This is a genomic window from Granulicella mallensis MP5ACTX8 (assembly GCF_000178955.2).
Lineage (GTDB): Bacteria > Acidobacteriota > Terriglobia > Terriglobales > Acidobacteriaceae > Granulicella > Granulicella mallensis.
The window spans coordinates 1940881-1963199 of the sequence record NC_016631.1 but is presented as its reverse complement, the minus strand read 5'-3'; the positions used below and the strand labels follow the sequence as shown (position 1 = coordinate 1963199).

The window sequence follows — 22319 nt, the reverse complement described above, 5'->3', positions numbered from 1 at the left end:
TGCTTGAATCCTTTCGAAATGCTGAAGCGTCCGACTCTTTGCAAGATACATGCACAGACCCACCGTCGGATGGACTTGTTCCAGCATCTATTCTTGTACAGATGAGAGGCTCAGGCGCGCTCAGATGAAAGAAAACGACAGAACAAAAACAAATCAATGAGCGACTCACTTACAGGCCCGGCACTCGCCGCCATTTTGCAGCCCGAATATCCCTCCAGCGAACGAAAGACAGATTCGCCGGGAGCCGCCTCTCTTCAACCCGGCACCCCCAAAAAACATTCGCAAGAAAACGCCCGCTGGCCCCTCCCGCACCTTTGCCTGTTGCTGGGGCTTTGGATCGCCATCTTCGCCGCATCGCTCTGGACGCCGCCTCTTCTGGACGACGCCGACGCCACCCATGCCCAGGCCGCGCAGGCCATGGTCCACACCGGCGATTGGGTTACGCTGCACGTCGACGGCATCCGCTACCTCGAAAAGCCGCCCCTGCCCTACTGGCTCGTAGCCATCAGCCTGCGACTGTTCGGCGCGGAGACCTTCGCGGTTCATCTGCCGACCGCCCTTGCCGTTCTGGGGTTGGCCTTGCTGGGTTATGCCTGGTCGCGGCGTGTCTTTGACAGCCGGACGGCGCTCTACACAGGCATCTTTACGCTCACCTCGGCAGGCATCTTTCTCTTCACCCGCATCTTTATTCCGGAAGTCCTGCTGTCGCTGTTCCTCTGCCTCGGGCTGTATTCGCTGCAACGCGCACTCGATTCAGGCTTGCGCAGGCACGCCTACACCTTCTGGGTTGCACTAGCTCTTGCGGTGCTCACCAAGGGCCTGATCGCTATCGTGTTCGTCGGCGGCGTAGCCATGATCTACCTCACGCTTACCGGCCAATGGAGACAGTGGCGCCAGCTGCGCCCCTTCAGCGGCCTGCTGCTGTTCCTTCTGATCGCTTCTCCCTGGCACGTTCTCGCCAGCCTGCGAAACACGGGTGGATCCAATGGGCACGGGTTCTTCTGGTTCTACTTCATTAACGAACACGTCCTGCGCTTCCTCGGCCGCCGCATTCCGCGCGACTACAACAAGCTGCCGGGCTATCTCTACTGGTCGCTGCACCTCGTCTGGCTGTTCCCCTGGAGCCTCTTTGCGCCGGTCGCGCTCATTACAGCCTGGAGGCGCAGGTCTCGGCTTCTCACGGCGACAACCGAGACCCAGCGCACCACGCTGCTCCTTGTGCTTTACTCCGGCCTGATTCTTCTCTTCTTTTCTCTCTCCACCAACCAGGAGTACTACACCTTTCCGGTCTACCTGCCTCTGCTCATGTTGCTGGCCGCGACGCTCGTCCGCGCTGAACAACAGACCGACCGCACTCTGGGACGCGCCATCACCTCAGCCCACGCGGCCTTCGCGGTCATCGGCCTCGCTGTCGCCATCGCACTTGGCTTCGGCCTCTGGACCTCGCGCCACATGGCCTTCGTCCCCGACATCGGCGACCTGCTCGCGCATCGCGGGGTGGGCGACTACACCCTCTCGATGTCGCACTTCTTCGACCTCACCGGGGCCTCGTTCGCCGCCCTGCGACTGCCCGCCGCCCTGGCCGCCCTGGCCTTTGCCATCGGTCCGGTAAGCGCCTGGATGCTGCGAGTTCGTCGTAAACACGTCGCGGCCACACTCGCCATGGCATTGACCTCCGCCGTCTTCCTCATCGCCGCCCACATTGCGCTGGTGCGGTTCTCTCCCATGCTCTCCTCGCAGAACTTCGCCGCGCGGATCCAAAGCCTGGAGCGTAACGGTAACCTCTCGTCGACGAACGAAGTTCTCCTCTACGGAGACCAGGCCTACGGGTCGTCGATTCCCTTCTATCTCGACCGCCAGGTATTGCTCGTCGATGGCCGCAGCACCTCCATGCTCTTCGGCAGCAGCTTCCCGGACGCTCCTCCGATCTTCCTCACGCACGAGCAGCTTCTCGCCCAGTGGGGCACAGGGCCGCGCAAGCTGCTCTTCGTTCCGGAGGAGAAACGCGATGAGGTCGACCGCCTCCTCGGGAAGCGGCAGATCGTATTGGACGAAACCTCTGGCAAGGCGCTGGTCACGGACCGTCCGCTCGACCGGCCGCAGCCTGTGGATTCGGAGACGCCTGACGGTTCGAAGACGATAGACTCTCATTGACACCCTGCGTCAAAGACGCCGACTATGAAAGCCACGTTTACCTGCCATCTGTGACCGAATCTACCTTTACCCACGCATCAGTTCCTACGTCGTCAACGCACGCTCCACGCAAACGCTGGAACCCCAACTCCGTAGGACTGATCGTGGTTGCGTGGCTTGTGCTGCAGATCGGGGGCCTCTTCACCCCGGGTCTGCTCGATGACGTCGACTCTGTCTACATCCAGATCGCGCGCGAGATGCTGCAGCGCCACGACTTCATCACCCCCACCATCGACGGCATTCGCTTCTTCGACAAGCCTCCCCTGATGTACTGGATGGCTGCCGGTTCGATGCGCCTTTTCGGGCCGCACGACTGGGCCGCGCGGCTACCGCTCGCCTTGGGCGTGCTGGCGCTACTGTTTGCGGTCTATGCGCTGGGCATCCGCCTCTTCAGCACCGTCTCCCCGCTAGAATCCCCCGACCGTGGCGGTCTCTACGGGGCCCTGGCGATGGCTACCTCCATCGGCCCTTACCTCTACACGCGCTTCTATATTCCTGACATTCTCATCGCCCTCTGGATGACGCTGTCGGTCCATCTCTTCCTGATCGCGCTCGACCGGCTGAGAGAAGATCGCTCCGCACTCCTTCCGAGCCTTGGCTTTGCGGCTGTCATGGCGCTCGATCTGCTGACCAAGGGGCTCATCGGAATCGTCTTCCCGATCGGCTTCGTCCTGTTCTATCTCTTCTTCACGCGGCAACTGAAGCTCCTGCTGAAGCTGCAGATCCCCGCGGCGACCGGCCTGTTCCTGCTGCTCGCCGCTCCGTGGCACATCCTCGTGGCGCTGCGCAATCCGGCGATCTCGATGCCTGCGGGTGTCGGCCTCCCCGCCCGCGCCGGATGGGCCTGGTTCTATCTCTACAACGAGCACGTCGCGCGCTTCATGGGAAAACGCATTCCCCACGACTACGGGAACGTGCCCCGCCCGATCTTCTGGCTGCTGCTCGTGCTGTGGCTCCTGCCCTGGTCTGCCTTTTTGCTGGGCTCTCTGAAGAATGCCTTTCGAGATCTCCGCCAGCCCCGCGAGGCTCCCCTGCGCTTCGACTCCGATATCGCCGCGGGCTATGACACCCTAACGGCACTCCAATCCTCAGCTCGAAGCCATGAGGCCGCACTTTCTCTGCTCCTCTGGGCTGGCATCGTGCTGGGCTTCTTCACGGTCTCTTCCCGCCAGGAGTACTACCACCTGCCTGCACTGCCGGCCCTGGCGCTACTCGTTGGAGGCATGCTCGCCGCTGCCGATCGCCGCCCTCTCAGCGCCAGTATCGGTGTACCCGCTCCCATCAATCAGACTCAGCGGCAAGCGCTACAAGCCTCTTTCTGGGGTCTGGCTCCGTTCGGCGCTCTGCTCTTCGTTGTATGCGCTTACCTCGCCGCAACCGCACATACTCCAGCCACAGGCGTCGATCTGAACTCCCTGTTGAGCACGAACCCGGCGCTCTACAACCTCTCTCTCGGGCATGTCTTCGATCTCACCAGCAATGCGATGGGCTTCTTCCGCGGCCCGTTGTGGACGGTCGCTCTCTGCATGCTCGCACTCGGCCCTGGGTCTCATCTGCTGCGCCGTAGAGGACGCACCTTTGCAGCGAACTTAATCGTCGCTCTCAGCATGGCCGGAGTTCTGCTGGCCGCACACGAAGGCCTCGTGCGCTTCTATCCCATCCTCGGCTCGAAAGATCTCGCCCTCGCGGTCAACACAGCGCGCAAACCCGGCGACCTGATCCTGATCGACGGCGAACTTACCGCCGGATCCACGCTGCTCTTCTACACCGACCAGCCCGTTCTGCTGGTCAATGGCCACGTCAATGGACCCTGGTTCGGCAGCTTCTGGCCGGATGCGCCGCATATCTTTGAAGATGAAGCCAGCCTGCGCCAACTCTGGGGCGGCTCTCAGCGCGTCTTCCTGCTGACCTACAACCCCAGGCAGCGCGAGCAGGAACTCAGCATCCACGGCAAGGTCATCGACTTCGCCGACTCCGGCGGCAAGACAATCCTCACGAATCGCTAAAGGCAGAGTGTAGAGAATAGAGTGTAGAGAAATCGTCCTTCTCTACACTCTATTCTCTACACTCTGCCTTTCTAATCTGGCGACTCGACGCGACCGCCGTCCTTCAGCTTGTAGATCTTGCCGCGATAGTAGAAGTTGTCGCCACCATAGCTGCCCAGCCACAACGTCCATCCCAGAAAGTCGCGCAGCGGATAGATCGCAGCGCCACGCATCCACTCCGGGTCTCCCATGACGTTGAGAATCGTTCCCGCCTGCAGCCAGCGGTTGATCACCGAGCTCGCAAGCCAGAGCAATCCAAGCACTGGATTGCCACTGAGCAATCCCCACAAGAGGCCTAGAAGACCGAAGGGCATGGCAAAGGTCAGTCCGCTGCCGAAGTGGCCCCATGGACGTGACCGGCGCGTGCTCTGCATCCACCGGAGCTGATTGCGGAAGCTCAACCAGAAGGGCGAATCCTGCACCATCAGCCGGATGACATGCGTCGCCAGCAGGACACCGGTTCCCTGCGCCGACAACCGGTTGCCCAGCACAAAGTCGTCGGCATAGAACTGCCCGAGTTCGTTGAAGCCGCCGACATCCTGGAAGCTCTTGCGCCGCACTGCCATCGTCGCACCCAGTGCAAACTTCGTGCCCTCAATCATGTCGGCGACAAGGACGCCAGAGGTCATCTCGACACTCTTACCGACGGCGTCGAGCTGCGAGGCGAAGCTGGCATGCTCATGCGCCGTACCAAGGTATACACACGAGGCCAGGCCCACATGCGGGTCTTTCAGCGTCTGCACCATGCGCTGAAGATAGTTCGGCGCCACACGCACATCCGCATCGCTCGTGATGTAGTTGTCGTTCCTGGCCACGGAGTCGAGCTTGGCCAGCGAAAAGACCTTGGCATTATGAAACTTCGGCATGGGTTCGCCGCAGGTCACATACTTGGCATCGATGTGGGGATAACGCTTGCCGACCTCGCGCGCAAGCTGTAACCCGGCATCGCTCTCCTGCCGGGCGCAGAACAGCAACTCGAAGTCCGGGTAGTCCTGTTCAAAGAACGTCTCAATGTTCCGCTCCATGCCCGGCTCAGTGCCGTGCAATGGCTTCAGAACGCTCAAAGGTGGCAGAAAATCCGCCGGCGCACTCTGCTCACGACGGCGTCTCAAACCGAAACGCACCGCTGCCACCAGCACCATGCCGCAGTAAATCGAAGAAGTGACTGAACCTACGGCAGCCACCCAAAACAGAATGTGGAGCAAAACCTTCATCGCACCAAGCCAGGAAAAGATTGAGGGACTATCGACTGTAGCCCAAACCTCTTAAGTCTACGCGACGCGGCTCTGCCTCTAGAGCAAACTCCTGTTTCTGTGAAGTGGAATCGGGCGTGCAGCACCGTTTTTCTGGGGAAAAACGGCCATAAGCGTCTTGGTTTCGCTATACACCTACAGGAGATTTGCTATAGCTACTCTTTGCTTACGATCTTCCGGCGTAACGGCACCAGCCCGGCCTGCTGCGCCTGCTGTTGCTGCACACGCGTCAGCATCTCCGTCCGAACGAAGTCGACGAAGCCCTGCATCTGCCGGTTCATCTCCTCCATGCGCTCGCGCATCTGCAGCACGATGGCGATCCCCGCGATATTGACTCCCAGGTCGCGCGCAAGGTTCAGGATGAACTCCAGCCGTTCAAGATCCTCGTCGGTATAAAGCCGGGTATTGCCGTCCGAGCGCGACGGTCGCAACAGGCCTTCGCGCTCATAGAGCCGGAGTGTCTGCGGATGGATTGCATACATCTCGGCCACAGCCGAGATCATGTAGGCGCCCTTAGATTTACGTTTCGTTGCCATCAGCTTGCTTTCTTCAGCTCGTGCGCCGCAACGCCACGCGCTTTGATCAGGCCTCGCAACGCCTCGTTCACCGCTTCAGAGTCAGGAAAGACCGCCTTGACGTCTGGATCAAGAGACACCAATCGGCTGACATCCTTGAATTGGCTCGCATATTTGCCACGAACCCCCTTGGAAAAGTCATACTCATCCAACATGTCGTCTTCTTGGTCCAAATTATTGCTCATAGGTTCTCCTTTCCTTTGGCGTTGGCTTACGTGCGCGGATAATCCGATACGTTTCACCGCGACTCACATGTACCACTGTTAGTAGTTTGCTCGTAGCCGAGATTCCAATCAAGATAAAACGGTCTTCTTCGTTCGAGTGCAGTGGCTCAGGAATCGTGAGGCTGTTGTTGTCCGCAAAAGCAGTCGCTCCTTCAAGAAACGAGACGCCATGCTTTCGTTCATTCGAGGCAGCTTTTTTCGCTGTCCCACTCGAAATGCACTCCTCCAATATCTAACCGAACCGTTCTCATACCCCCGCCAGCAACTCTTCTCGCGGGTCCTCCGGATTCAGCTTCTGCAACTCCCGCAAAATCTCCTTCGAGCGCTCATCCTGCACCTTCGGCACCACGATCTTTACCTCGACGATCTGGTCGCCGCGCTCGCCTTCGCGCGTCGCACTGGGGACACCCTTTTCGCGCATCCGCAGCTTCTGCCCTGTCTGCGTCCCCGGCGGAATCTTCAACTGCGCACGACCTGATTGCGTTCCCACTCCGTCGATCGTCGGAACCTCAATCTTAGCGCCCAGCGCGGCTTCCATCACTGTCACCGGCACACTGACGTGGATGTCGTCACCCGAGCGCTGGAACAGCTTATGCCCGCCGACCTTGATGATGAGATAAAGATCGCCCGCCGGCGCACCCTCCGTGCCCGCATTGCCCTTGCCTGCCAGGCGAATCCGCTGACCATCGCGCGTGCCCGGCTTGATGCGAAACTCCAGCGGTTCGCGCTTCGTAACCACACCCGCTCCATCGCACGTACGGCACGAATTCTGCACCTTGCCGGAACCGCCGCAGCGCGGGCACTGGATGTTGAACTTCATCCGCCCACCCATCTGCGTGACCTGGCCTGAGCCATGGCATTCAGGGCACTCCATGCTGCCGCCTACGACCGCGCGGCCCTTGCAGGTTGGGCACTGCTCCTGGCGCTGAATCTCCAGCCGCGTCACGCCGCCGCGAATCGCCGTCCAGAAGTCGATCTCCACCTGGTACTCGAGATCGGTCCCCGGCTGCGGTCCACGTGGCTGACGGCCTCCGTTGAACATCCCGCTGAACACGTCGCGGAAGCTTCCGCCAAAGCCCTCGCTCTCCGCGCGCGACGCGCGGCTGCCGCCCTGGAAACCGGAGAAGTCAAAACCTCCAAAGTCGAACGGCACACCCTGCCCACCGCCGGCCTGCGCACCTCCGCCACCACCGCCCCGGGCATAGGCCTCCGCCGTCGCCGGGTCGATGTTATCCGAGTAGAAGCCGACCTGATCGTAGATCTTGCGCTTCTTCTCCTCGCTCAACACATCGTTGGCTTCGGAGATCTCTTTGAACTTCTCCTCGGCCTTTTTGTCGCCGGGGTTTACATCCGGATGATATTTGCGCGCGAGTTTGCGAAACGCCTTGCGGATCTCGTCCGTCGTCGCTGTCTTCTTCACGCCAAGCGTGCCGTAATAATCCTTAGTCGGTGTCGCCATAAGTCTTCTTAAGCCGCCTTCAGTGATCCTGTTGCTTCATCTATCGGCAGTGGATGAATATCGCGGTCAATATCTTCCTCTATTTGATCCATTGCCACATCGAGGTCATAGTCGATTTGCAGTCCCATCCAATACTCGGGGGTCATGCGGAAGAGCCTCGCAAGTCTTAACGCTGTATCGGCTGTGATACCGCGACGTCCATTAAGAATCTCCGTAATGCGTGTAGTTGGCACTCGAACGGCCAACGCTACAGCATTCGCGCTAAGGCCGAGTGGCACCATAAACTCTTCCCGCAGCATCTCACCGGGATGGAGAGGGGCCAGTCGCTTCGCCCGCTTAGTGGTAGTCGACGATTTCGACTTCATACGCATGATTCTCTCTCCATTCGAAGCAGATTCTCCATTGCTCGTTGATCCGGATACTGTACTGACCTGCACGGTCTCCACGAAGAGCCTCCAGTCTGTTTCCGGGGGGATTGGTTAAGTCTCCCAGTGCAGCTGCTCTGTGGATCGATCTCAATTTCCTGAAGATAACCCTCTCCAGCGAAGCAAACCGTTTGCTGTGAATACGGTTAAATATCTTTTCCGCCTCGTCGCTTTTGAAAGAACGGATCACACGCTCAGCATATCACGCTCCACGTTATACGCTGAGCGTTGCATCCGCCTGACATACCGGGCACCAATACAACGTTCGGCCCGCCACATCCTTGCGCAAAACCTTCGTCCCGCAGACAAAGCAAGGCTTCCCATGCCGCCGGTAGACGTAGTGCGCCTCTTCTTTCAGCGGCTTCCCCGTCTTGTGCGGACGATCCTTCGGCTTCGTCGTCACAATGCGGCGATCGATCATCCCAGCGCGCAGCAAGGGAATCGAATCCTTCCACATCGCCTGCAGAGTCTTCATAGGCACCGTCCGGCCTTCCACAAAAGGACTCAGCCGCGCGCGAAACAACAGCTCCGCACGGTAGATGTTGCCAATGCCGGAGAGCACATCCTGCTGCATCAACAAGACACCGATCGGCGTCTTCGCCTTCGCAATGTGCTCAAACGCCGGCTTCGGATCGTCACCGTCCAGCGGGTCCGGCCCAAGCCTTGCGAGTAGCGTCTCCCACTGGGCATCCGTCCACAAGCTGCAGTCCGAAGCTCCGCGCAACTCCAGCCAGTCGATCTCCTCCGGTGGCGTCGGATTCGATCCATCGTCGCTTGAGTACCATCCGTGCCGTGTGCTGGCCTCCGCTGCATCCTTGCGAGCCTTTGCTCCCACGGGCCACATCCGAACCCGCAACGCGCCGCGCTCCTCCGGCAGAGGCATCTGGCCCTCGGTCCAGTCTCCGTAGCGTCCCAGGTGCACATGCAGAATGCGATCTTTGCCGAAGACATAGCCCAGGTGCTTACCCTTCGCCATCACGCGTTCCAGCTTGCGTCCATCGAGCACATCGGCCTCTCGAAAGCGGCCGTTCGGAGCCTCTACGTGCATCTTTTTTCCGACGAATGCGGTGGTGTGCCGCTCGGCCCAGCGATGGATTTCATTTCCTTCAGGCATCGAAATCTCCGACCTTTGTTTAATACTTCAACCGAATACTAGTTTGAGACAGCAAGGTATTGAGCTAGTTCACGGCGAATCAACTTTTCATCTTCGATGTGGTTACGTATTAGGCGTTTTCGTGTGTCGTGACGAAATTGTTGCACTGACAAAACAATTAGCTCAATGCCATGTAAAGGAAGTATGTCTCTCCTACGCTGGTCATAAAGCTTTCGTTGCTCTCTTCGAGTAACGCCACTACATGTCAACTTCTCTGGCTTGTCGAAAAACCGAACTTCTTCATAATGCTGGCGCTCATAAAACTCAATAACTAGATTGAGGGTCGAATAGTAGGCGTCTACTGGCAATCTACGTCCGGTATCACCAAGAAGAAAGGCGAAACGGTGCTGCCTGCTAGATTCATGAGTAAGTACCAGATCACATAAATCTAAAACGTAGCTCTCGTCCTTAGTCTTCATCTATGTTCCTTGCTCAGATGCAGCGAGGGCCGCGACCTCGCGTCAGAAACCCGCAGAGGCGCGGCCCATGATGCTACAACTTCTGGCCTTAGTTCCACACCTGGCTGGCCCGGATCGACTCCACGCTGAAGATCTGGTCCGGCTCGGCCTCGCGCATGCGCTGCGCGAACTGCTCCGCCTCTTCGCGTGTGCCGAACATACTGCGGTTATAGAGCTTTCCTGCACGCAGGGCGTCGCAGCGCCACAGGATGGGACTTACGTGGCTTCCGCCACCCACACCGAGGTCCCAATTGACCATTCCCTGCCAAACTTCGTCGCGTCTGTCGTCGTTTGCTCCCTGGTTCGTCATCGCGGCACCCCTTTCCACCTCGTGAGACATTTGCCTCACGCCATTAAGCTCCACCTAATAAGACACCAAATCTGCGCAATCGATTCGACTATTTCAATGGGGAATCTTCCCCCACACCTTTCACGAAATAACAGAGGAGGAGACTCCAGCTTCGAAGCTCCTCCTCCTATTACGCGCAACACCCACAATTAGTTCGATGCGTTACTTGTGATCCGTGTCGACATATTCCGCATCGATCACGCCTTCGTCCTTCTTCGGCTCGTCCGCTGTGCCCGCCGCGGCAGCACCGCCGTCGGTCGGAGCGCCCGCAGCGTTTGCCTTGTACAGAGCCTCGGCCAGCTTGTGGCTTGCCGTGGTCAGGCGTTCGCGTGCTGCGTTCAGCTCAGTCGCGCCAGGATCGCCCGTAAGCGTGGTCTTCGCGTCGGCCAGGGCAGTTTCAACATCGCCCTTGTCCGCAGCATCCACCTTCTCGCCGCCGTCCTTCAGCATCTTCTCGACGTTGTAAACCATCGAGTCGAGCTGATTGCGGGCTTCGATCTTCTCCTTGGCTTCCTTGTCCTCGGCAGCGTGCGCCTCGGCTTCCTTCGCCATGCGCTCAACCTCTTCCTTGCTCAGACCCGAAGAGCTCGTGATCGTGATCTTCTGGTCCTTGCCGGTCGCGTTGTCTTTCGCCGTCACATTCAGGATGCCGTTCGCATCGATGTCGAAGGTGACCTCGATCTGCGGCACGCCACGCGGAGCCGAAGGAATTCCGCTCAGCTTGAACTTGCCCAGCGTACGGTTCTGGTTCGCCATCGGACGCTCGCCCTGCAGGACGTGAACCTCAACCTCAGTCTGGTTGTCCGCAGCCGTCGAGAAGGTCTCCGTCTTCTTGGTCGGGATGGTCGTGTTGCGCGGAATCATTCCCGTCGCCACGCCGCCCATCGTCTCAATCGACAAGGTCAGAGGAGTCACATCGAGCAGCAGCAGGTCCTTGACATCGCCTGCGAGCACGCCTGCCTGCACCGCCGCACCGATCGCGACGACTTCGTCAGGGTTCACGCCCTTGTGCGGCTCTTTGCCGAACAGCTCCTTCACCAACTGCTGGATCTTCGGCATGCGGGTCTGACCACCGACCAGAACGACCTCGTCGATCTTCGACGCGTCGATACCGGCATCCTTCAGAGCCTGCTTGCAGGGTCCAACCGACTTCTGCAGCAGATCGTCAACCAGCGACTCCAGCTTGGCGCGGCTCAGCGTGCGAACCAGATGCTTCGGTCCGCTGGCGTCAGCCGTAATGAACGGCAGGTTGATCTCTGTCTCCTGCGCGGTCGAAAGCTCAATCTTGGCGCGCTCCGCGGCATCCTTCAGGCGCTGCAGGGCCATCTCATTGCCCTTCGAGCTCAGGTCCAGACCGCTCTCGCTTTTGAACTCCGAGATGAGCCAGTCCACGATGCGCTGGTCGAGATTGTCACCGCCCAGGTGCGTATCGCCATTGGTCGATTTCACCTCGATCACGCCATCGCCCACTTCGAGAATCGAGACGTCGAACGTACCGCCGCCGAAGTCATAGACCGCAATCGTCTCGTCCTTCTTCTTGTCGAGACCGTAGGCCAAAGCTGCCGCCGTCGGCTCGTTGACGATGCGCTTCACATCGAGACCGGCGATCTTGCCGGCGTCCTTGGTGGCCTGCCGCTGCGCGTCGTTGAAGTACGCCGGAACGGTGATGACGGCCTCGGTCACGCTGGTGCCAAGGTAGTCTTCCGCAGCCTTCTTCAGCTTCTGCAGAATCATCGCCGAAACCTCAGGCGCGGTGTACTCCTTGCCCTGTGCCAGCACGGCCAGGTGATCGCCCTGCGGAACGACCTTGTACGGAACCATCCGCATCTCGTCGTTCACTTCGTTCGCGCGACGGCCCATAAAACGCTTGATGGAGTAAACCGTATTCTCCGGGTTGGTAATTGCCTGCCGCTTCGCGACCTGGCCTACCAACCGCTCGCCGCTCTTGGTAAACGCCACGATCGACGGTGTTGTGCGTCCGCCCTCTTCGTTGGCAATTACCTTCGGCTCGCCGCCTTCCATCACGGCAACGCAGCTATTTGTTGTTCCAAGATCAATACCGATAATCTTTCCCATAATCCTGTCCCCTGTATGGGCCGTAGCCCGAAAATCCTTTTGACCCTCACCATGCTCGCATGTGAGTGACTTACTGTCAACTTATATGATGAGAATTACCGTCTTTGGTTGCACAATCCTCAAGGAGCGATAAGTACCTCTGCCGTCTGAGTCTTTCGCGTCAAAAAATACGCTAAAAGGATGGACGCTCCCACCGCCCCGGCGACTGCCTCGGTGCCCGAAAGTCCTCGAGCTCCCCATCGATTTCCACCCCAGCCGTCCAGCGCGGTCATATAAGCAACCGGCACATTCCCCAGCGAATTGATGATCGAGTATCTTCCGCTGCCGCTCTTGCCCGAATACCCCAGAAATTCGAGCACCACCGCCGTGAACATCGCATAGCAGGTACCGATCGTAAACAGATAGAGCGTCACTCCCAGGTAATAGGTAGTAGGCCGCTGTGGTCCCAGCCACAGGATTCCCAGGGTCGCGGCATTGATCAGTGCTACCGTCAGATACCCTACGGAAGCCCGAATCCGTGCCGGAATCAGTGTCGCGGCCAGCGACCCGGCAGCCATCAGCAGGGCTCCGGCGACTCCGTTCATCCACGCCATCTGATGGACGTTCACCCCATAGTCCTGCGCCACACTGGGAAGCAACCCGATCGCCGACCCGCTGGCAATGGGAAACAGCATCGTCAGCGTGTAAGGAATCGCCTTCCAGCGCCAGAACGTGTTCTTGAACTCGCTTCCAATCCTGCCGATCGTCTGCCCCAGCCGCTCCGTCGTAATCAGCTTCTGCTCGGGAGCTGCCAAGGCCAACAACGAGGGCACCGCGATCAGCGCTCCGGCCACAATGCCAAGCATCCCCTGCCCCATCCTCTCGGCCAGCATGGCCAGCACGAAGATGGCGATCGCCCCGAACGCCAGCGATCCACCCTGATAAAAGCTGCCCGCGATCCGCCGCGACCGCTCGATCCGTAGGGCTCCCATCATGCCGCCGCAACCTGAAACCACCAACTGCCCGCAGCAGGCACTGAGAAACAGCACCGCTACCGCCGTATGCGACGCCAGGTTCTTCTGATGGAACGCGAGCGCCATCAGAACGCCTGCTGCTACCGAACCCATCATCAGCCAGGTCCGCCGCCGCATCAGGAAGTCCGTAATCGGGCTCCAGAGAAAGTAGATCGTCTGCGGCAGAATGAGCAGCGAGATAATCTCCGAACTCCGCCCTACGCCTACGCCCTGCCGCCGCATCAGGAACGACAGCACTCCCTGGATGATGCCGTTCGCCAGCACCGCCATCGGCGCGACCAGCAAACCAAACAGCCAGGGCCGCTCGCTGGTTCGCCCTTCTTCACCGGGTGCCGTGCCTGCCAGGACACCTACACCCACCGCTTCGATCTCGTTCATTCCTCCGAACCTACCATGCCGCTTCGTCCGTGGTCACGATCTTCCGGATCTCTTGACCCTGCCCCGTTTGACTCTCGTCGCAGCACTCTCTACGCTTGCCAACAGTGACCACGAGGCAGCCATCCGACCCCACAGCGCATCGCGACCCCGCGCTCGATGGTTTGCGCGGCATTGCGGTCATGCTGGTGTTCTTCTTCCACTACGGTGGCGGGCTTAAATCACCGCATCTTGCCATTCGCCTCTTCGGCTACTTCTCCTCCTCCGGATGGATCGGAGTCGTAGTGTTCTTTACCCTCTCAGGGTTTCTCATCACGGGGAGCCTGTGGGATTCCAGGGGCAACCAGCACTGGCGCCGCAACTTCTACACCCGCCGCCTGCTGCGCATCTTCCCCCTGTACTACACAGCCCTCGCGCTGAGCGCCCTGGGCCTGATTGTTGCCTGGCGCAATGTTCATCTCGTTTGGCCGTTTGCCATCTATGTCTTTTTTCTGCAGAATCTTCCGAGGCTGGAGGACCTTGTCCAATCGATCCCAACTCCACTGTCGCTCTACCATCTATGGAGCATGGCGGTGGAAGAGCAGTTCTATCTACTCTGGCCCCTCCTCCTGCTAACCGTTCGCAGCCGCCGCGGGGCCTTCTGGCTCAGTCTTTGGACGTTCGCGGTCTCGGCTGCCTTTCGAATCGCGATCTATGGGCTTCCCCTGGTCTCGGGTCAGGTGGCCTACTCTTTCAGAGATTTCCTCCTGGTTCACGCCGGAGCCTTTGCCCTCGGCGCCTACCTGGCCATCGCCTGGCGAGGCCCGGAAAAGGCACTGATCGAACGGCTCGCGATGCCTGCCTTCTTCGTCGGGCTTGCGCTTTACCTCTTCTCCAGCCTCAGCTCCCACAGCTTCATGCTCATCTCCAACCTGCAGTTTGTTCTGGGCCTTCCTGCATTCAGCCTGGCGGCTGCCGCGGCTATCGCTCTCCTTCTGCGCAATGGCGTTCCACGTAGCCTTTGTTCGACAGCACCTCTGCGATTCATCGGCCGCATCAGCTACGGCTTTTACGTCTTCCACATCCTGCTGCAGCCGACCTATAGCTCCATCACCCGCCATTTGACTCACTCGAACTCAGACCAACGCTATCTGGTCACCAAACTTATCCTGGCTTTTTCAGCTACGCTGTTGATCTCATGGATCTCGTTCCACCTCCTGGAACTGCCCTTCCTGCGGCTCAAACGGCACTTCCCCATGAAACCTCCTGTCGCAATCGAGTAAGATCTCTTCTTCAAGTTTTCCTTAAGCTTTATCGGCCCCCGTTTTAATACGCTTCATGAGCGATCATCGTTCGGGGCATCACAACCCCTTTCGCTGCATGGCATCCAACCCTGAAGCTGCAACGCTTGCAGCCTGTTTCGACTCTTCCCCTGGAGCACGATCAACAGTATGGCCGCCGCCGCAACAGCCGACGCCGCATCCACGCAGCCAGATACCCTGAGTGTGACGAAGGGTGTAAACCCGTGGCTGATCGCCGCCGCGGTCATGCTCGCCACCTTTATGGAGGTGCTCGACACCGCCATCGCCTCTGTCGCGCTGCCCTATATTGCCGGCTCGCTCTCAGCCTCCAACGACGAAGCCACCTGGGTGCTCACCAGCTACCTGGTGGCGAATGCCATCATCCTCCCGGCGTCCAACTGGTTTTCCCTGCGCTTTGGCCGCAAGCGCTTCCTCATGAGCTGCGTCGCCATCTTCACGGCCGCCAGCTTTGCCTGCGGAGCCGCCCCCACCCTGGCCCTCATGCTGGTGGCCCGCGTCATCCAGGGAGCTGGTGGCGGCGCTCTCCAGCCCCTCTCACAGGCCATCCTGCTCGAAAGCTTTCCGCCTCGCAAACGTGGCGTCGCCATGGCCGTCTTCGCCTTCGGAGTGGTCGTGGCGCCGGTTCTTGGACCCACCCTCGGTGGCTGGCTGACCGATACCTACTCCTGGCGTTATGCCTTCTACATCAATATTCCCGTGGGCGCGTTGGCCCTCTACATGATTAACCGTTACATTCAGGATCCGCCGTATATCAAGAATGCAAAGGTTCCTGCCTTTGACAATATCGGCTTCGGAACCCTTATCGTCTGGACCGGCTGCCTTCAGATCATCCTTGACAAGGGCCAGGAGGTCGACTGGTTTGGAGCGCTTTGGGTACGCTGGGCGTTCCTCGCCATGGTCATAGCCTTCGTCTGGTTCTGCTACCAGTCGTGGTTCAAGAAAGATCCGCTGGTCGATCTCCGCGTCCTCAAAGACCGGAACTTTCTACTGGGTTCGATCCTCATCTTCATGTTCGGCATCGGCATCTATTCCACGGTCACGGTTCTGCCGCTGTTTTATCAGGAACTGCTCGGCTACACGGCGTTCACCGCCGGTCTCGTCGTCGCCCCTAGAGGCCTCGGAGCTATCTGCGGTATGCCCGTGATCGGCTACCTCTCCAACAAGGTCGATCCACGCTACCTGCTGACCTTCGGCTTTCTGACCTTCGGCCTCACGACCCTGTACTTCGGTTCGATTACGCTTCAGGTCTCGCCCACCACGCTCTTCCTGCCGATTCTCATCACCGGGTTCGGATTGAGCTTTGTCTTTGTGCCGATCAGCACGGCGGCCTATGGCACGCTCAAGAACGAACAGATCGGAAATGCCAGCGGTCTCTTCAACCTGATGCGTAACGTAGGTGGCTCGATCGGCATCTCCATCGCCACCACCCTGCTGACACGGCGGGCCGCCGTTCACCAGAGCGAGATCACCAACTATGTGCCGCGTAGCGGCCAGCAGTTCCAGAACTCACTCCACAACACCACGCAGGCCCTGACCGGAGCGTACGGCCCAGCAAACGCATCCCATCCAGCACAAGCCACTTTATATCAGCAACTTGGACAGCAAGCTTCAAGCTGGGCTTACGTTGACGTCTTCCGCTGGCTTTCGCTGCTTTGCTTCTTCTGCGTGATCATCGTGTGGTTCTTCAAGAAGGTGAAGCCGGGCAAACCACCTGCCGGGGCGCATTAAGTAGTGCCCGACGAATCGGGGACAACAACAAATCAGATATTTTGTTCCACCCACAGAGACGTCATCCTGAGCGTAGCGCCTCGCGTTTTTTGCGAGGTGCGCAGTCGAAGGACCCCGAAGGACTTGATCTCACCCAGAAGGTCGGGATCTTTTCCCGCACGAGAGTTCAGGCACGAGCGCTCGAGGTAGAAAAGCTCCAAAGGGCATAGGCAAGAGGTCACCCCTCGGGGTCCTTCGACTCCGCGTCCCCAAAAGCTGGGACGCTCCGCTCAGGATGACGATTCTGTGGGGAAACGAAGAACAAAGCTATGCGTGCAACGAGTTTGGTTTCGCTCTATCTCCGATTTATCAGACACGACCTAGAGCTTTGCGAATAGCTTAGGAGAAAAGGATACGGAGCCGAACTCCAAAGGAGCTCGGCTTCGTAATCACTTACTGCAGGCTGATCTCCTTCGTCAGCGGCAGCTCCGCCGACGAACCGCCAACCATCACCCGATAGCTTCCTGAAGGCCGCACAAACTTCTTGGCAACCTCATCCCAGATCGAGAGATAGGTGGGATCAATTGCCAGACGAATGAACTTGCTCTCACCCGCAGCCAGTTCAACCTTCTGCCAGCCGATCAACCGCTTCGGCGGCTCCCCTGCCGACTCGGGCAGCGACGCGTAGACCTCTGCGATCTCAGCCCCGGCCCTGTGCCCGGTATTGGCTACCGTGAAACTGACGCTGGAACCGTCCGGCGAAACAGTCAACCCTGAATAGCTGTAGCTCGTGTAGGACAACCCGAAGCCGAACGGAAAGAGCACCGGCTTGTGCTCGGCGTCGTACCACTTGTAGCCGACCTTAACTCCCTCGCTATAGTCCACCTTGAAGGAGAGCGTTCCATTCTTAGATCCGGCAGGCGGCTTGGCGACCGTCGGACGCGGCAGGTCGGCCTCGCTCCGAGGGAAGGTCATCGGCAGCTTGCCGCTGGGGTTTACGTCGCCAAAGAGCAGGTTCGCAACGGCATCCGCGCCCTTCGATCCGGCAAACCACGCCTCCAGAACGGCACCCGTCTTCTCCAGCCAGGGCATGGTCACGGCAGTACCGGTCTCCAATACGACTACCGTACGAGGGTTAGCAGCGGTGACTGCTTCGATCAGCTTGTCCTGCTCATTGGGTAGCGACAGGTTCGGCAGGTCGAAGTCCTCGGCCTCCCACTGCCAGGCGAAGACCACGGCTACGTCTGCAGCCTTGGCCTGGGCCACGGCCTGGGCGATGTTCTCTCCGGAGACAAAGCTGAACTTCGCTCCAGGAGCCTTGGCCCGCAACGCCTCCAGGGGAGAGGTCGGGAACCAGACCTTGCGCTTCCACTCTCCACCAGCCTGATCGCCCGGAGCATCAACCTGCGCCGAACCTCCGCCCGAGATCATGCCGGTGTCCGCATGAAAGCCAATGACCGCAACCGACTGGAGCTTGGCCGAGTCCAGCGGAAGCAGATTCCGCTCGTTGCGCAGCAGTACCGATCCCTGTTCGGCGATATGCCGCGAGGTGTCGAAGCCTGCCTGCACATCGACGACTCCCTTCCGCGGCGGGTCGTCGACGATCCCGCTGGCGAACTCCGCCCACAGGATGCGGCGGACATGATCGTCAATCTCAGTCATAGGCACACGCCCGGCCTGCACGGCAGCCTTCAACGAGTCGCCATAAAAGCTCGCCCACTCCTCTTCATTGTCCAGCCCGGCGGCGGAGGCCTTCTCCGTGCTGTGCGTTCCACCCCAGTCGGAGACGACGAAGCCCGGGAAGTTCCACTCCTTCTTCAACACGTCGGTCAGCAGGTAGCGGTTTTCGCACGCGTAGTCGCCGTTGACGCCGTTGTAGCTGCACATCACGGCGTCCGGATGGCCGGTCTTGACGCCAATCTGGAAGGCCAGCAGATCGCTCTCGCGGAGGGCTCGTTCGCCGATCCGGGCGTCGATCTCCTGTCGGCCACTCTCCTGGTCGTTCATCGCGTAGTGCTTGATGTCCGAGATGACATGCTGCGCGCCCTCGCAGCGAATGCGATTGCCGACCAGCGTTCCGGCCAGCACGGGATCTTCGCCCATGTACTCAAAGGTGCGTCCGTTGCGCGGCTCGCGGGTCAGATTCACGCCGCCGCCTAGCGTCATGTTGTAGCCCTGGGCGCGAAGCTCGCGGCCGATCAGGGTGCCGTAGCTGCAGGCAGCTTGAGGGTCCCAGCTTGCAGCCGAGGCCAGGTTCGAGGGCAGCGCCGTCGAGTAACGGCCATTCATCGCGCTGTCGCGCACGCCATAGGCTGCGTCGCTCATCTGGATCATCGGGATGCCAAGCCGGGTAGGCGTGATGACGAGGCCGGCCCCTCCGTTGAAGAGTTCATGCACCTTTTGGAACTCCGGATGCAGATTCTTCGAGCCCGCCATGCCCTCGCCATGCAGCATGGAGATCTTCTCGTCGAACGTCATCTGCTGCAGGACAAGTTCGGCTCGTTTTTCGGGAGACAGTTGAGGATTCATCCACGGCTGCGATTTGTCTACGGACTTCTGCTGTGCTCCCAGCAGACCCGTTGTGGTGCAGAGCATCGCTGCAGTGAATACAGCTGTTGCGGTAAATCGAATCCTCATCCTTTTTTCTCCTGACGCCTGATCCTACAGAATTTGTTTCAACAAAGGATAACCGTTTGACTCAAGGGTAATCACCCCTATCGCAAACTAAAATGCATCGGCGCGACCCAAACCAGTCCAGGGAGTCCCCAGGCCGGTCCGGATCGCGCCGATGGCGTTGGATTCGTACTACTGGTTCACGCCGCTGGCCAGGAAGCCACCATCGATCACGAGAATCTCACCGGTCACAAATGCCGCGGAATCCGAAGCCAGATAGATCGCTCCGCCGACCAGCTCCTCGGTCGCGCCAAAGCGCCCCATCGGAGTGCGCATGCGCAGCTCCTTGCCACGCTCGCTCTTGTCGAGCAGCTCGGCGTTGAGTGCCGTGCGGAAGACGCCCGGGGCAATCGCGTTCACGGTCACGCCCTGCGACGACCACTCCACCGCCAGCGAGCGCGTCAGCGAGCCGATTGCGGCCTTCGAGGCGGCATACGCCGCAACTTCCTTGAGGGCCACGAAGGTGTTGAGCGAAGCGATGTTGATGATGCGCCCGTAACCACGCTCCAGCATGTGCCGGCCGAAGATCTGGCAGGCGCGCAGCGTTCCGGTCACGTTCGTGTCCATGATCGACTGCCACTCGTCTTCGGGGAAATCGACCGTCGGGGCGCGTTTGATCTTGCCCGCGCAGTTGATCAGGATGTCGACCTTGCCAAACTCCTTGATCGTGCCGGCACATAGCGCTTCCAGGCTGGCGCGATCGGCGACGTCGGAGGTCAGGCGCAGAGACTTGCGTCCCGTCGACTCGATCTTCTTCGCGGCCTCGTCCACCTGCTCGGCACGACGTGAGCTGGCAACCACATCGGCGCCGGCCTCGGCCAGGCCGATGGCCATCGCCAGGCCAATGCCCGATGTTCCGCCAACAATAACGGCAGTCTTCCCTGTCAGATCCAACGGCTTATATCCCATGACTTCTCTTGCTCCCCTTACTTCTCTATCGGTTGATCCACAGCCGTCAGGCCTGCGGTGAAACGTGCTGCAAAATCTGTGCGACGACCTCTTCCGGCGGACGGTCGTTGACGACGCGCAAAGCATCGGCGGGCGGCTCCAACGTAGCCAGTTGGGTCTCGAGCAGCTTCGGATTCATGAACTCATGCTTGCGGGCGGCCAGGCGCTCGGCGATCAACTCATGCGAGCCGTCGAGCAGCACAAAGGCAACGCTCCCCTTGGGCATATCCGCGGCCAGCGTCGCGCGGTATTTTTCCTTGAGTGCCGAGCAGGCCAGGACACCGCCCTTGCCACTGTCGTGCCAGCCGCGCAAGAGCTTGTTCAGCGTCTCCAGCCAGGGCTGGCGGTCGTCGTCGTTCAGCGGCTGACCGGAGGCCATCTTCTGCTTGTTCGCCAGCGGATGGTAGTCGTCCGCGTCTGCAAAGACAGTTCCCGTTCGCTTCGCAAGCAGTGAACCGATGGTCGTTTTGCCCGACCCGCTCACGCCCATCAACACGACAATCATCGACGCCCTCGTATCTGTAAAACCGTTTGAACTCTACGATAGCAGCCCTACAACGCGCAAGGCGCGGGCCAAAGCCCGCGCCCCGCAAGGGTTGTTTACTGACCGAGGAACACGGGGCGAATGTGCCGGTCGAAGAGGTTCGTCGTCACGTTCTTCGCCACCACTTCCTCGTTCGCTTCGAGAGCGTTCAGATAGCGGTCGCCCATCTTGGCCGCGATCTTGAAGCCGACGTGCAGCAACTGCCGGAAGCTCGGGTTGTAGGCCGGATTGCCCTGGTCGTGGCGCAGCGCGGAGGTGAACTGCACGCTCGTCCAGCCCTCAACCACCTCGGGCTTGGGCAGCTTGGCGTCGTCGATGTCGATCACCGTCGCATAGGGCGCACGCAACTCGTCCGAGTGAGCATAGGCCTCGCGATAGACCTCTTTGGCGATGTCCAGGCCGGTTCCGCCCGCCTCGGCCAGGCCGATCAGCTCTTCGAGCCACGTCGTTCCCGCGGTCTTCAGGTGGACACCGGCGTTGAACTTCTTCACGCCTTCGTGGATCGCCTTGTAGATCGAGAACTTGTCCGAGCCGGAGTGAACGCTGAGCTTCAGGTTCTCGGGCAGGCCGTAGGTCTTGATGGCGAACGCAATCGCCGCCAGGTCTTCCTCGAACTCCTTGGTGAACTGCGCAACATCGCCGACGTAATCCACGCCCTTATTGAACCGGCCGGTAAACTTCGGGGCGATCGTCTGGATGGGAATCTTCTCGTCCGCGATGGCAGCGAGGATGATCAGCAGCTCAACCGGCGTCTGAGGGGAATCCGTCTCGTCCATCGAGACTTCGGGCACGAAGTTGCCTTCGCCTTTCTTCTCGACGAGATAGCGGTAGATCCTGCCCGCGTCCTGCACGGCCGCGAGGAACTTGTTCGCGACGCCCGTCACGAAGGCAGCGTCCGTCTTGAACGGCTCGGCGATGTGCGGGATCGTTACTTCACCGATCAGTTCAGGATGCTGCTGAACGAAGGCGGCAACGTCCTCCGGCTTAGCTGCCTTACCGATCTCCTCGGCAACGTCCAGCGTGAAGAAGTCGCACGGAGCGATGAAGCGATCGACGGTCTTCAGGTTGATGTGGTCCGCGTCGAGAAAATAGGGCTTCGTCCAGCCCAGCTCCTTGACTGCGGCATCGGCGGCGATACGGGTCTGGCTGGGTTCCGTGCCGATGATCATGTGCTCACGGTTGGACTTATTCCAAACCGGCACCACTTCTACCCCAAATTCGCCAGCCTTAATGCAGGCCGCCAACTGCGCCTTCGCCTGATGCGCAAACCTGTCTCCAACACCCACCGAAAACTTCGGCAGCTTCATGCCCTTGCTCATGGTCGTCTCCACTCCGTCACCGAACGCCTTGGCGTTCATCACCGTGTGACAGAATACCCACTTCCAGTCAGACAGCGCAAATACGGGTCAGACAGGAATGTTGGGAAAGCGAGAATGTCGAGGTCGTCAGGGAGGCAGAACAGGGGGTTCCAGAGGGTGGGCGTTAGCCCCGAAGGGGCGATGCCCTTCCCAAAATCGTGCAGAAAGCACTTGCTTTTGCTTTTCTGGT

Annotated in this window: 20 protein-coding genes; 4 read left to right on the top strand and 16 right to left on the bottom strand. The window is 59.6% G+C overall.

Annotation, left to right across the window (positions count from 1 at the left end; all coding sequences use genetic code 11):
• Positions 1–156: 156 nt before the first annotated feature.
• Positions 157–2154 carry an ArnT family glycosyltransferase gene (locus tag ACIX8_RS08310; protein WP_014264895.1) on the top strand — a complete coding sequence of 666 codons (1998 nt, stop codon included), beginning with the start codon at positions 157–159 and terminating at the stop codon, positions 2152–2154.
• Positions 2155–2204: 50 nt separating this feature from the next.
• A complete protein-coding gene (locus tag ACIX8_RS08305) occupies positions 2205–4199 on the top strand; it encodes an ArnT family glycosyltransferase (RefSeq protein ID WP_150110531.1) in 1995 nt (664 codons plus the stop codon).
• Positions 4200–4270: 71 nt separating this feature from the next.
• Here ACIX8_RS08305 and ACIX8_RS08300 read toward each other — a convergent pair whose 3' ends face one another.
• The 12 genes from ACIX8_RS08300 to ACIX8_RS08255 form a co-directional block, all read right to left on the bottom strand.
• Positions 4271–5452 carry a glycosyltransferase gene (locus tag ACIX8_RS08300; protein WP_014264893.1) on the bottom strand — a complete coding sequence of 394 codons (1182 nt, stop codon included), beginning with the start codon at positions 5450–5452 and terminating at the stop codon, positions 4271–4273.
• 194 nt (positions 5453–5646) lie between these two features.
• Entirely contained in the window at positions 5647–6027 is a 381-nt protein-coding gene (locus ACIX8_RS08295; protein ID WP_014264892.1) for a MerR family transcriptional regulator, read from the bottom strand.
• Positions 6027–6251 carry a hypothetical protein gene (locus ACIX8_RS08290; protein WP_014264891.1) on the bottom strand — a complete coding sequence of 75 codons (225 nt, stop codon included), beginning with the start codon at positions 6249–6251 and terminating at the stop codon, positions 6027–6029. Before ACIX8_RS08290 ends, ACIX8_RS08295 begins: the two co-directional genes overlap by 1 nt.
• Positions 6241–6519, bottom strand: coding sequence for a BrnT family toxin (locus ACIX8_RS26490; RefSeq protein WP_223295488.1), 279 nt, complete (start codon positions 6517–6519; stop codon positions 6241–6243). The genes ACIX8_RS08290 and ACIX8_RS26490 overlap by 11 nt, the downstream gene beginning before the upstream one ends.
• Before the next feature lie 18 nt (positions 6520–6537).
• On the bottom strand, positions 6538–7749 hold the full coding sequence (locus tag ACIX8_RS08285) for a DnaJ C-terminal domain-containing protein (RefSeq protein WP_014264889.1): 1212 nt from the start codon (positions 7747–7749) through the stop codon (positions 6538–6540).
• Between the two features lie 8 nt (positions 7750–7757).
• Positions 7758–8120: a HigA family addiction module antitoxin gene (locus tag ACIX8_RS08280; RefSeq protein WP_150110530.1), complete on the bottom strand. Its 363-nt coding sequence runs from the start codon at positions 8118–8120 to the stop codon at positions 7758–7760.
• Positions 8086–8364: a type II toxin-antitoxin system RelE/ParE family toxin gene (locus ACIX8_RS25145; RefSeq protein WP_014264887.1), complete on the bottom strand. Its 279-nt coding sequence runs from the start codon at positions 8362–8364 to the stop codon at positions 8086–8088. The genes ACIX8_RS08280 and ACIX8_RS25145 overlap by 35 nt, the downstream gene beginning before the upstream one ends.
• 24 nt (positions 8365–8388) lie before the next feature.
• Entirely contained in the window at positions 8389–9288 is a 900-nt protein-coding gene (locus tag ACIX8_RS08275) for an Fpg/Nei family DNA glycosylase (protein ID WP_014264886.1), read from the bottom strand.
• A gap of 38 nt (positions 9289–9326) precedes the next feature.
• Entirely contained in the window at positions 9327–9746 is a 420-nt protein-coding gene (locus tag ACIX8_RS08270) for a hypothetical protein (RefSeq protein WP_014264885.1), read from the bottom strand.
• 88 nt (positions 9747–9834) lie between these two features.
• The gene (locus ACIX8_RS08265) at positions 9835–10095 is read right to left on the bottom strand and encodes a hypothetical protein (RefSeq protein ID WP_223295487.1); all 261 of its coding nucleotides are present in this window, start codon (positions 10093–10095) and stop codon (positions 9835–9837) included.
• 201 nt (positions 10096–10296) lie between these two features.
• A complete protein-coding gene (gene dnaK / locus ACIX8_RS08260) occupies positions 10297–12210 on the bottom strand; it encodes a molecular chaperone DnaK (RefSeq protein ID WP_014264883.1) in 1914 nt (637 codons plus the stop codon).
• Between the two features lie 119 nt (positions 12211–12329).
• On the bottom strand, positions 12330–13601 hold the full coding sequence (locus ACIX8_RS08255) for an MFS transporter (RefSeq protein ID WP_014264882.1): 1272 nt from the start codon (positions 13599–13601) through the stop codon (positions 12330–12332).
• A 104-nt stretch (positions 13602–13705) separates the two neighbouring features.
• Here ACIX8_RS08255 and ACIX8_RS08250 point away from each other — a divergent pair, with 104 nt between their 5' ends.
• Together ACIX8_RS08250 and ACIX8_RS08245 are read left to right on the top strand one after the other, a co-directional pair.
• On the top strand, positions 13706–14860 hold the full coding sequence (locus ACIX8_RS08250) for an acyltransferase family protein (protein WP_014264881.1): 1155 nt from the start codon (positions 13706–13708) through the stop codon (positions 14858–14860).
• Between the two features lie 168 nt (positions 14861–15028).
• Positions 15029–16627 (top strand): DHA2 family efflux MFS transporter permease subunit, encoded by a 1599-nt coding sequence (locus ACIX8_RS08245; protein ID WP_014264880.1) that lies wholly within the window; start codon positions 15029–15031, stop codon positions 16625–16627.
• A gap of 432 nt (positions 16628–17059) precedes the next feature.
• Here ACIX8_RS08245 and ACIX8_RS08240 read toward each other — a convergent pair whose 3' ends face one another.
• From ACIX8_RS08240 to ACIX8_RS08225, 4 genes are all read right to left on the bottom strand, one after another.
• Positions 17060–19243: a beta-glucosidase family protein gene (locus ACIX8_RS08240; protein WP_014264879.1), complete on the bottom strand. Its 2184-nt coding sequence runs from the start codon at positions 19241–19243 to the stop codon at positions 17060–17062.
• A gap of 168 nt (positions 19244–19411) precedes the next feature.
• On the bottom strand, positions 19412–20188 hold the full coding sequence (locus ACIX8_RS08235) for an SDR family NAD(P)-dependent oxidoreductase (protein WP_014264878.1): 777 nt from the start codon (positions 20186–20188) through the stop codon (positions 19412–19414).
• Between the two features lie 46 nt (positions 20189–20234).
• Positions 20235–20732 (bottom strand): gluconokinase, encoded by a 498-nt coding sequence (locus ACIX8_RS08230; RefSeq protein WP_014264877.1) that lies wholly within the window; start codon positions 20730–20732, stop codon positions 20235–20237.
• 95 nt (positions 20733–20827) lie between these two features.
• A complete protein-coding gene (locus tag ACIX8_RS08225; RefSeq protein ID WP_014264876.1) occupies positions 20828–22129 on the bottom strand; it encodes a tagaturonate epimerase family protein in 1302 nt (433 codons plus the stop codon).
• Positions 22130–22319 lie beyond the last annotated feature (190 nt).

What these genes read in the sequence shown, in the direction of transcription:
- ACIX8_RS08310 (WP_014264895.1), top strand. Translation starts at nt 157, where the DNA reads ATGAGCGACTCACTTACAGGCCCGGCACTCGCCGCCATTTTGCAGCCC.
- ACIX8_RS08300 (WP_014264893.1), bottom strand. Translation starts at nt 5,452, where the DNA reads ATGAAGGTTTTGCTCCACATTCTGTTTTGGGTGGCTGCCGTAGGTTCA.
- ACIX8_RS08295 (WP_014264892.1), bottom strand. Translation starts at nt 6,027, where the DNA reads ATGGCAACGAAACGTAAATCTAAGGGCGCCTACATGATCTCGGCTGTG.
- ACIX8_RS08290 (WP_014264891.1), bottom strand. Translation starts at nt 6,251, where the DNA reads ATGAGCAATAATTTGGACCAAGAAGACGACATGTTGGATGAGTATGAC.
- ACIX8_RS08285 (WP_014264889.1), bottom strand. Translation starts at nt 7,749, where the DNA reads ATGGCGACACCGACTAAGGATTATTACGGCACGCTTGGCGTGAAGAAG.
- ACIX8_RS08280 (WP_150110530.1), bottom strand. Translation starts at nt 8,120, where the DNA reads ATGCGTATGAAGTCGAAATCGTCGACTACCACTAAGCGGGCGAAGCGA.
- ACIX8_RS08275 (WP_014264886.1), bottom strand. Translation starts at nt 9,288, where the DNA reads ATGCCTGAAGGAAATGAAATCCATCGCTGGGCCGAGCGGCACACCACC.
- ACIX8_RS08270 (WP_014264885.1), bottom strand. Translation starts at nt 9,746, where the DNA reads ATGAAGACTAAGGACGAGAGCTACGTTTTAGATTTATGTGATCTGGTA.
- ACIX8_RS08265 (WP_223295487.1), bottom strand. Translation starts at nt 10,095, where the DNA reads ATGACGAACCAGGGAGCAAACGACGACAGACGCGACGAAGTTTGGCAG.
- dnaK (WP_014264883.1), bottom strand. Translation starts at nt 12,210, where the DNA reads ATGGGAAAGATTATCGGTATTGATCTTGGAACAACAAATAGCTGCGTT.
- ACIX8_RS08255 (WP_014264882.1), bottom strand. Translation starts at nt 13,601, where the DNA reads ATGAACGAGATCGAAGCGGTGGGTGTAGGTGTCCTGGCAGGCACGGCA.
- ACIX8_RS08245 (WP_014264880.1), top strand. Translation starts at nt 15,029, where the DNA reads ATGGCCGCCGCCGCAACAGCCGACGCCGCATCCACGCAGCCAGATACC.
- ACIX8_RS08240 (WP_014264879.1), bottom strand. Translation starts at nt 19,243, where the DNA reads ATGAGGATTCGATTTACCGCAACAGCTGTATTCACTGCAGCGATGCTC.
- ACIX8_RS08235 (WP_014264878.1), bottom strand. Translation starts at nt 20,188, where the DNA reads ATGGGATATAAGCCGTTGGATCTGACAGGGAAGACTGCCGTTATTGTT.
- ACIX8_RS08230 (WP_014264877.1), bottom strand. Translation starts at nt 20,732, where the DNA reads ATGATTGTCGTGTTGATGGGCGTGAGCGGGTCGGGCAAAACGACCATC.
- ACIX8_RS08225 (WP_014264876.1), bottom strand. Translation starts at nt 22,129, where the DNA reads ATGAACGCCAAGGCGTTCGGTGACGGAGTGGAGACGACCATGAGCAAG.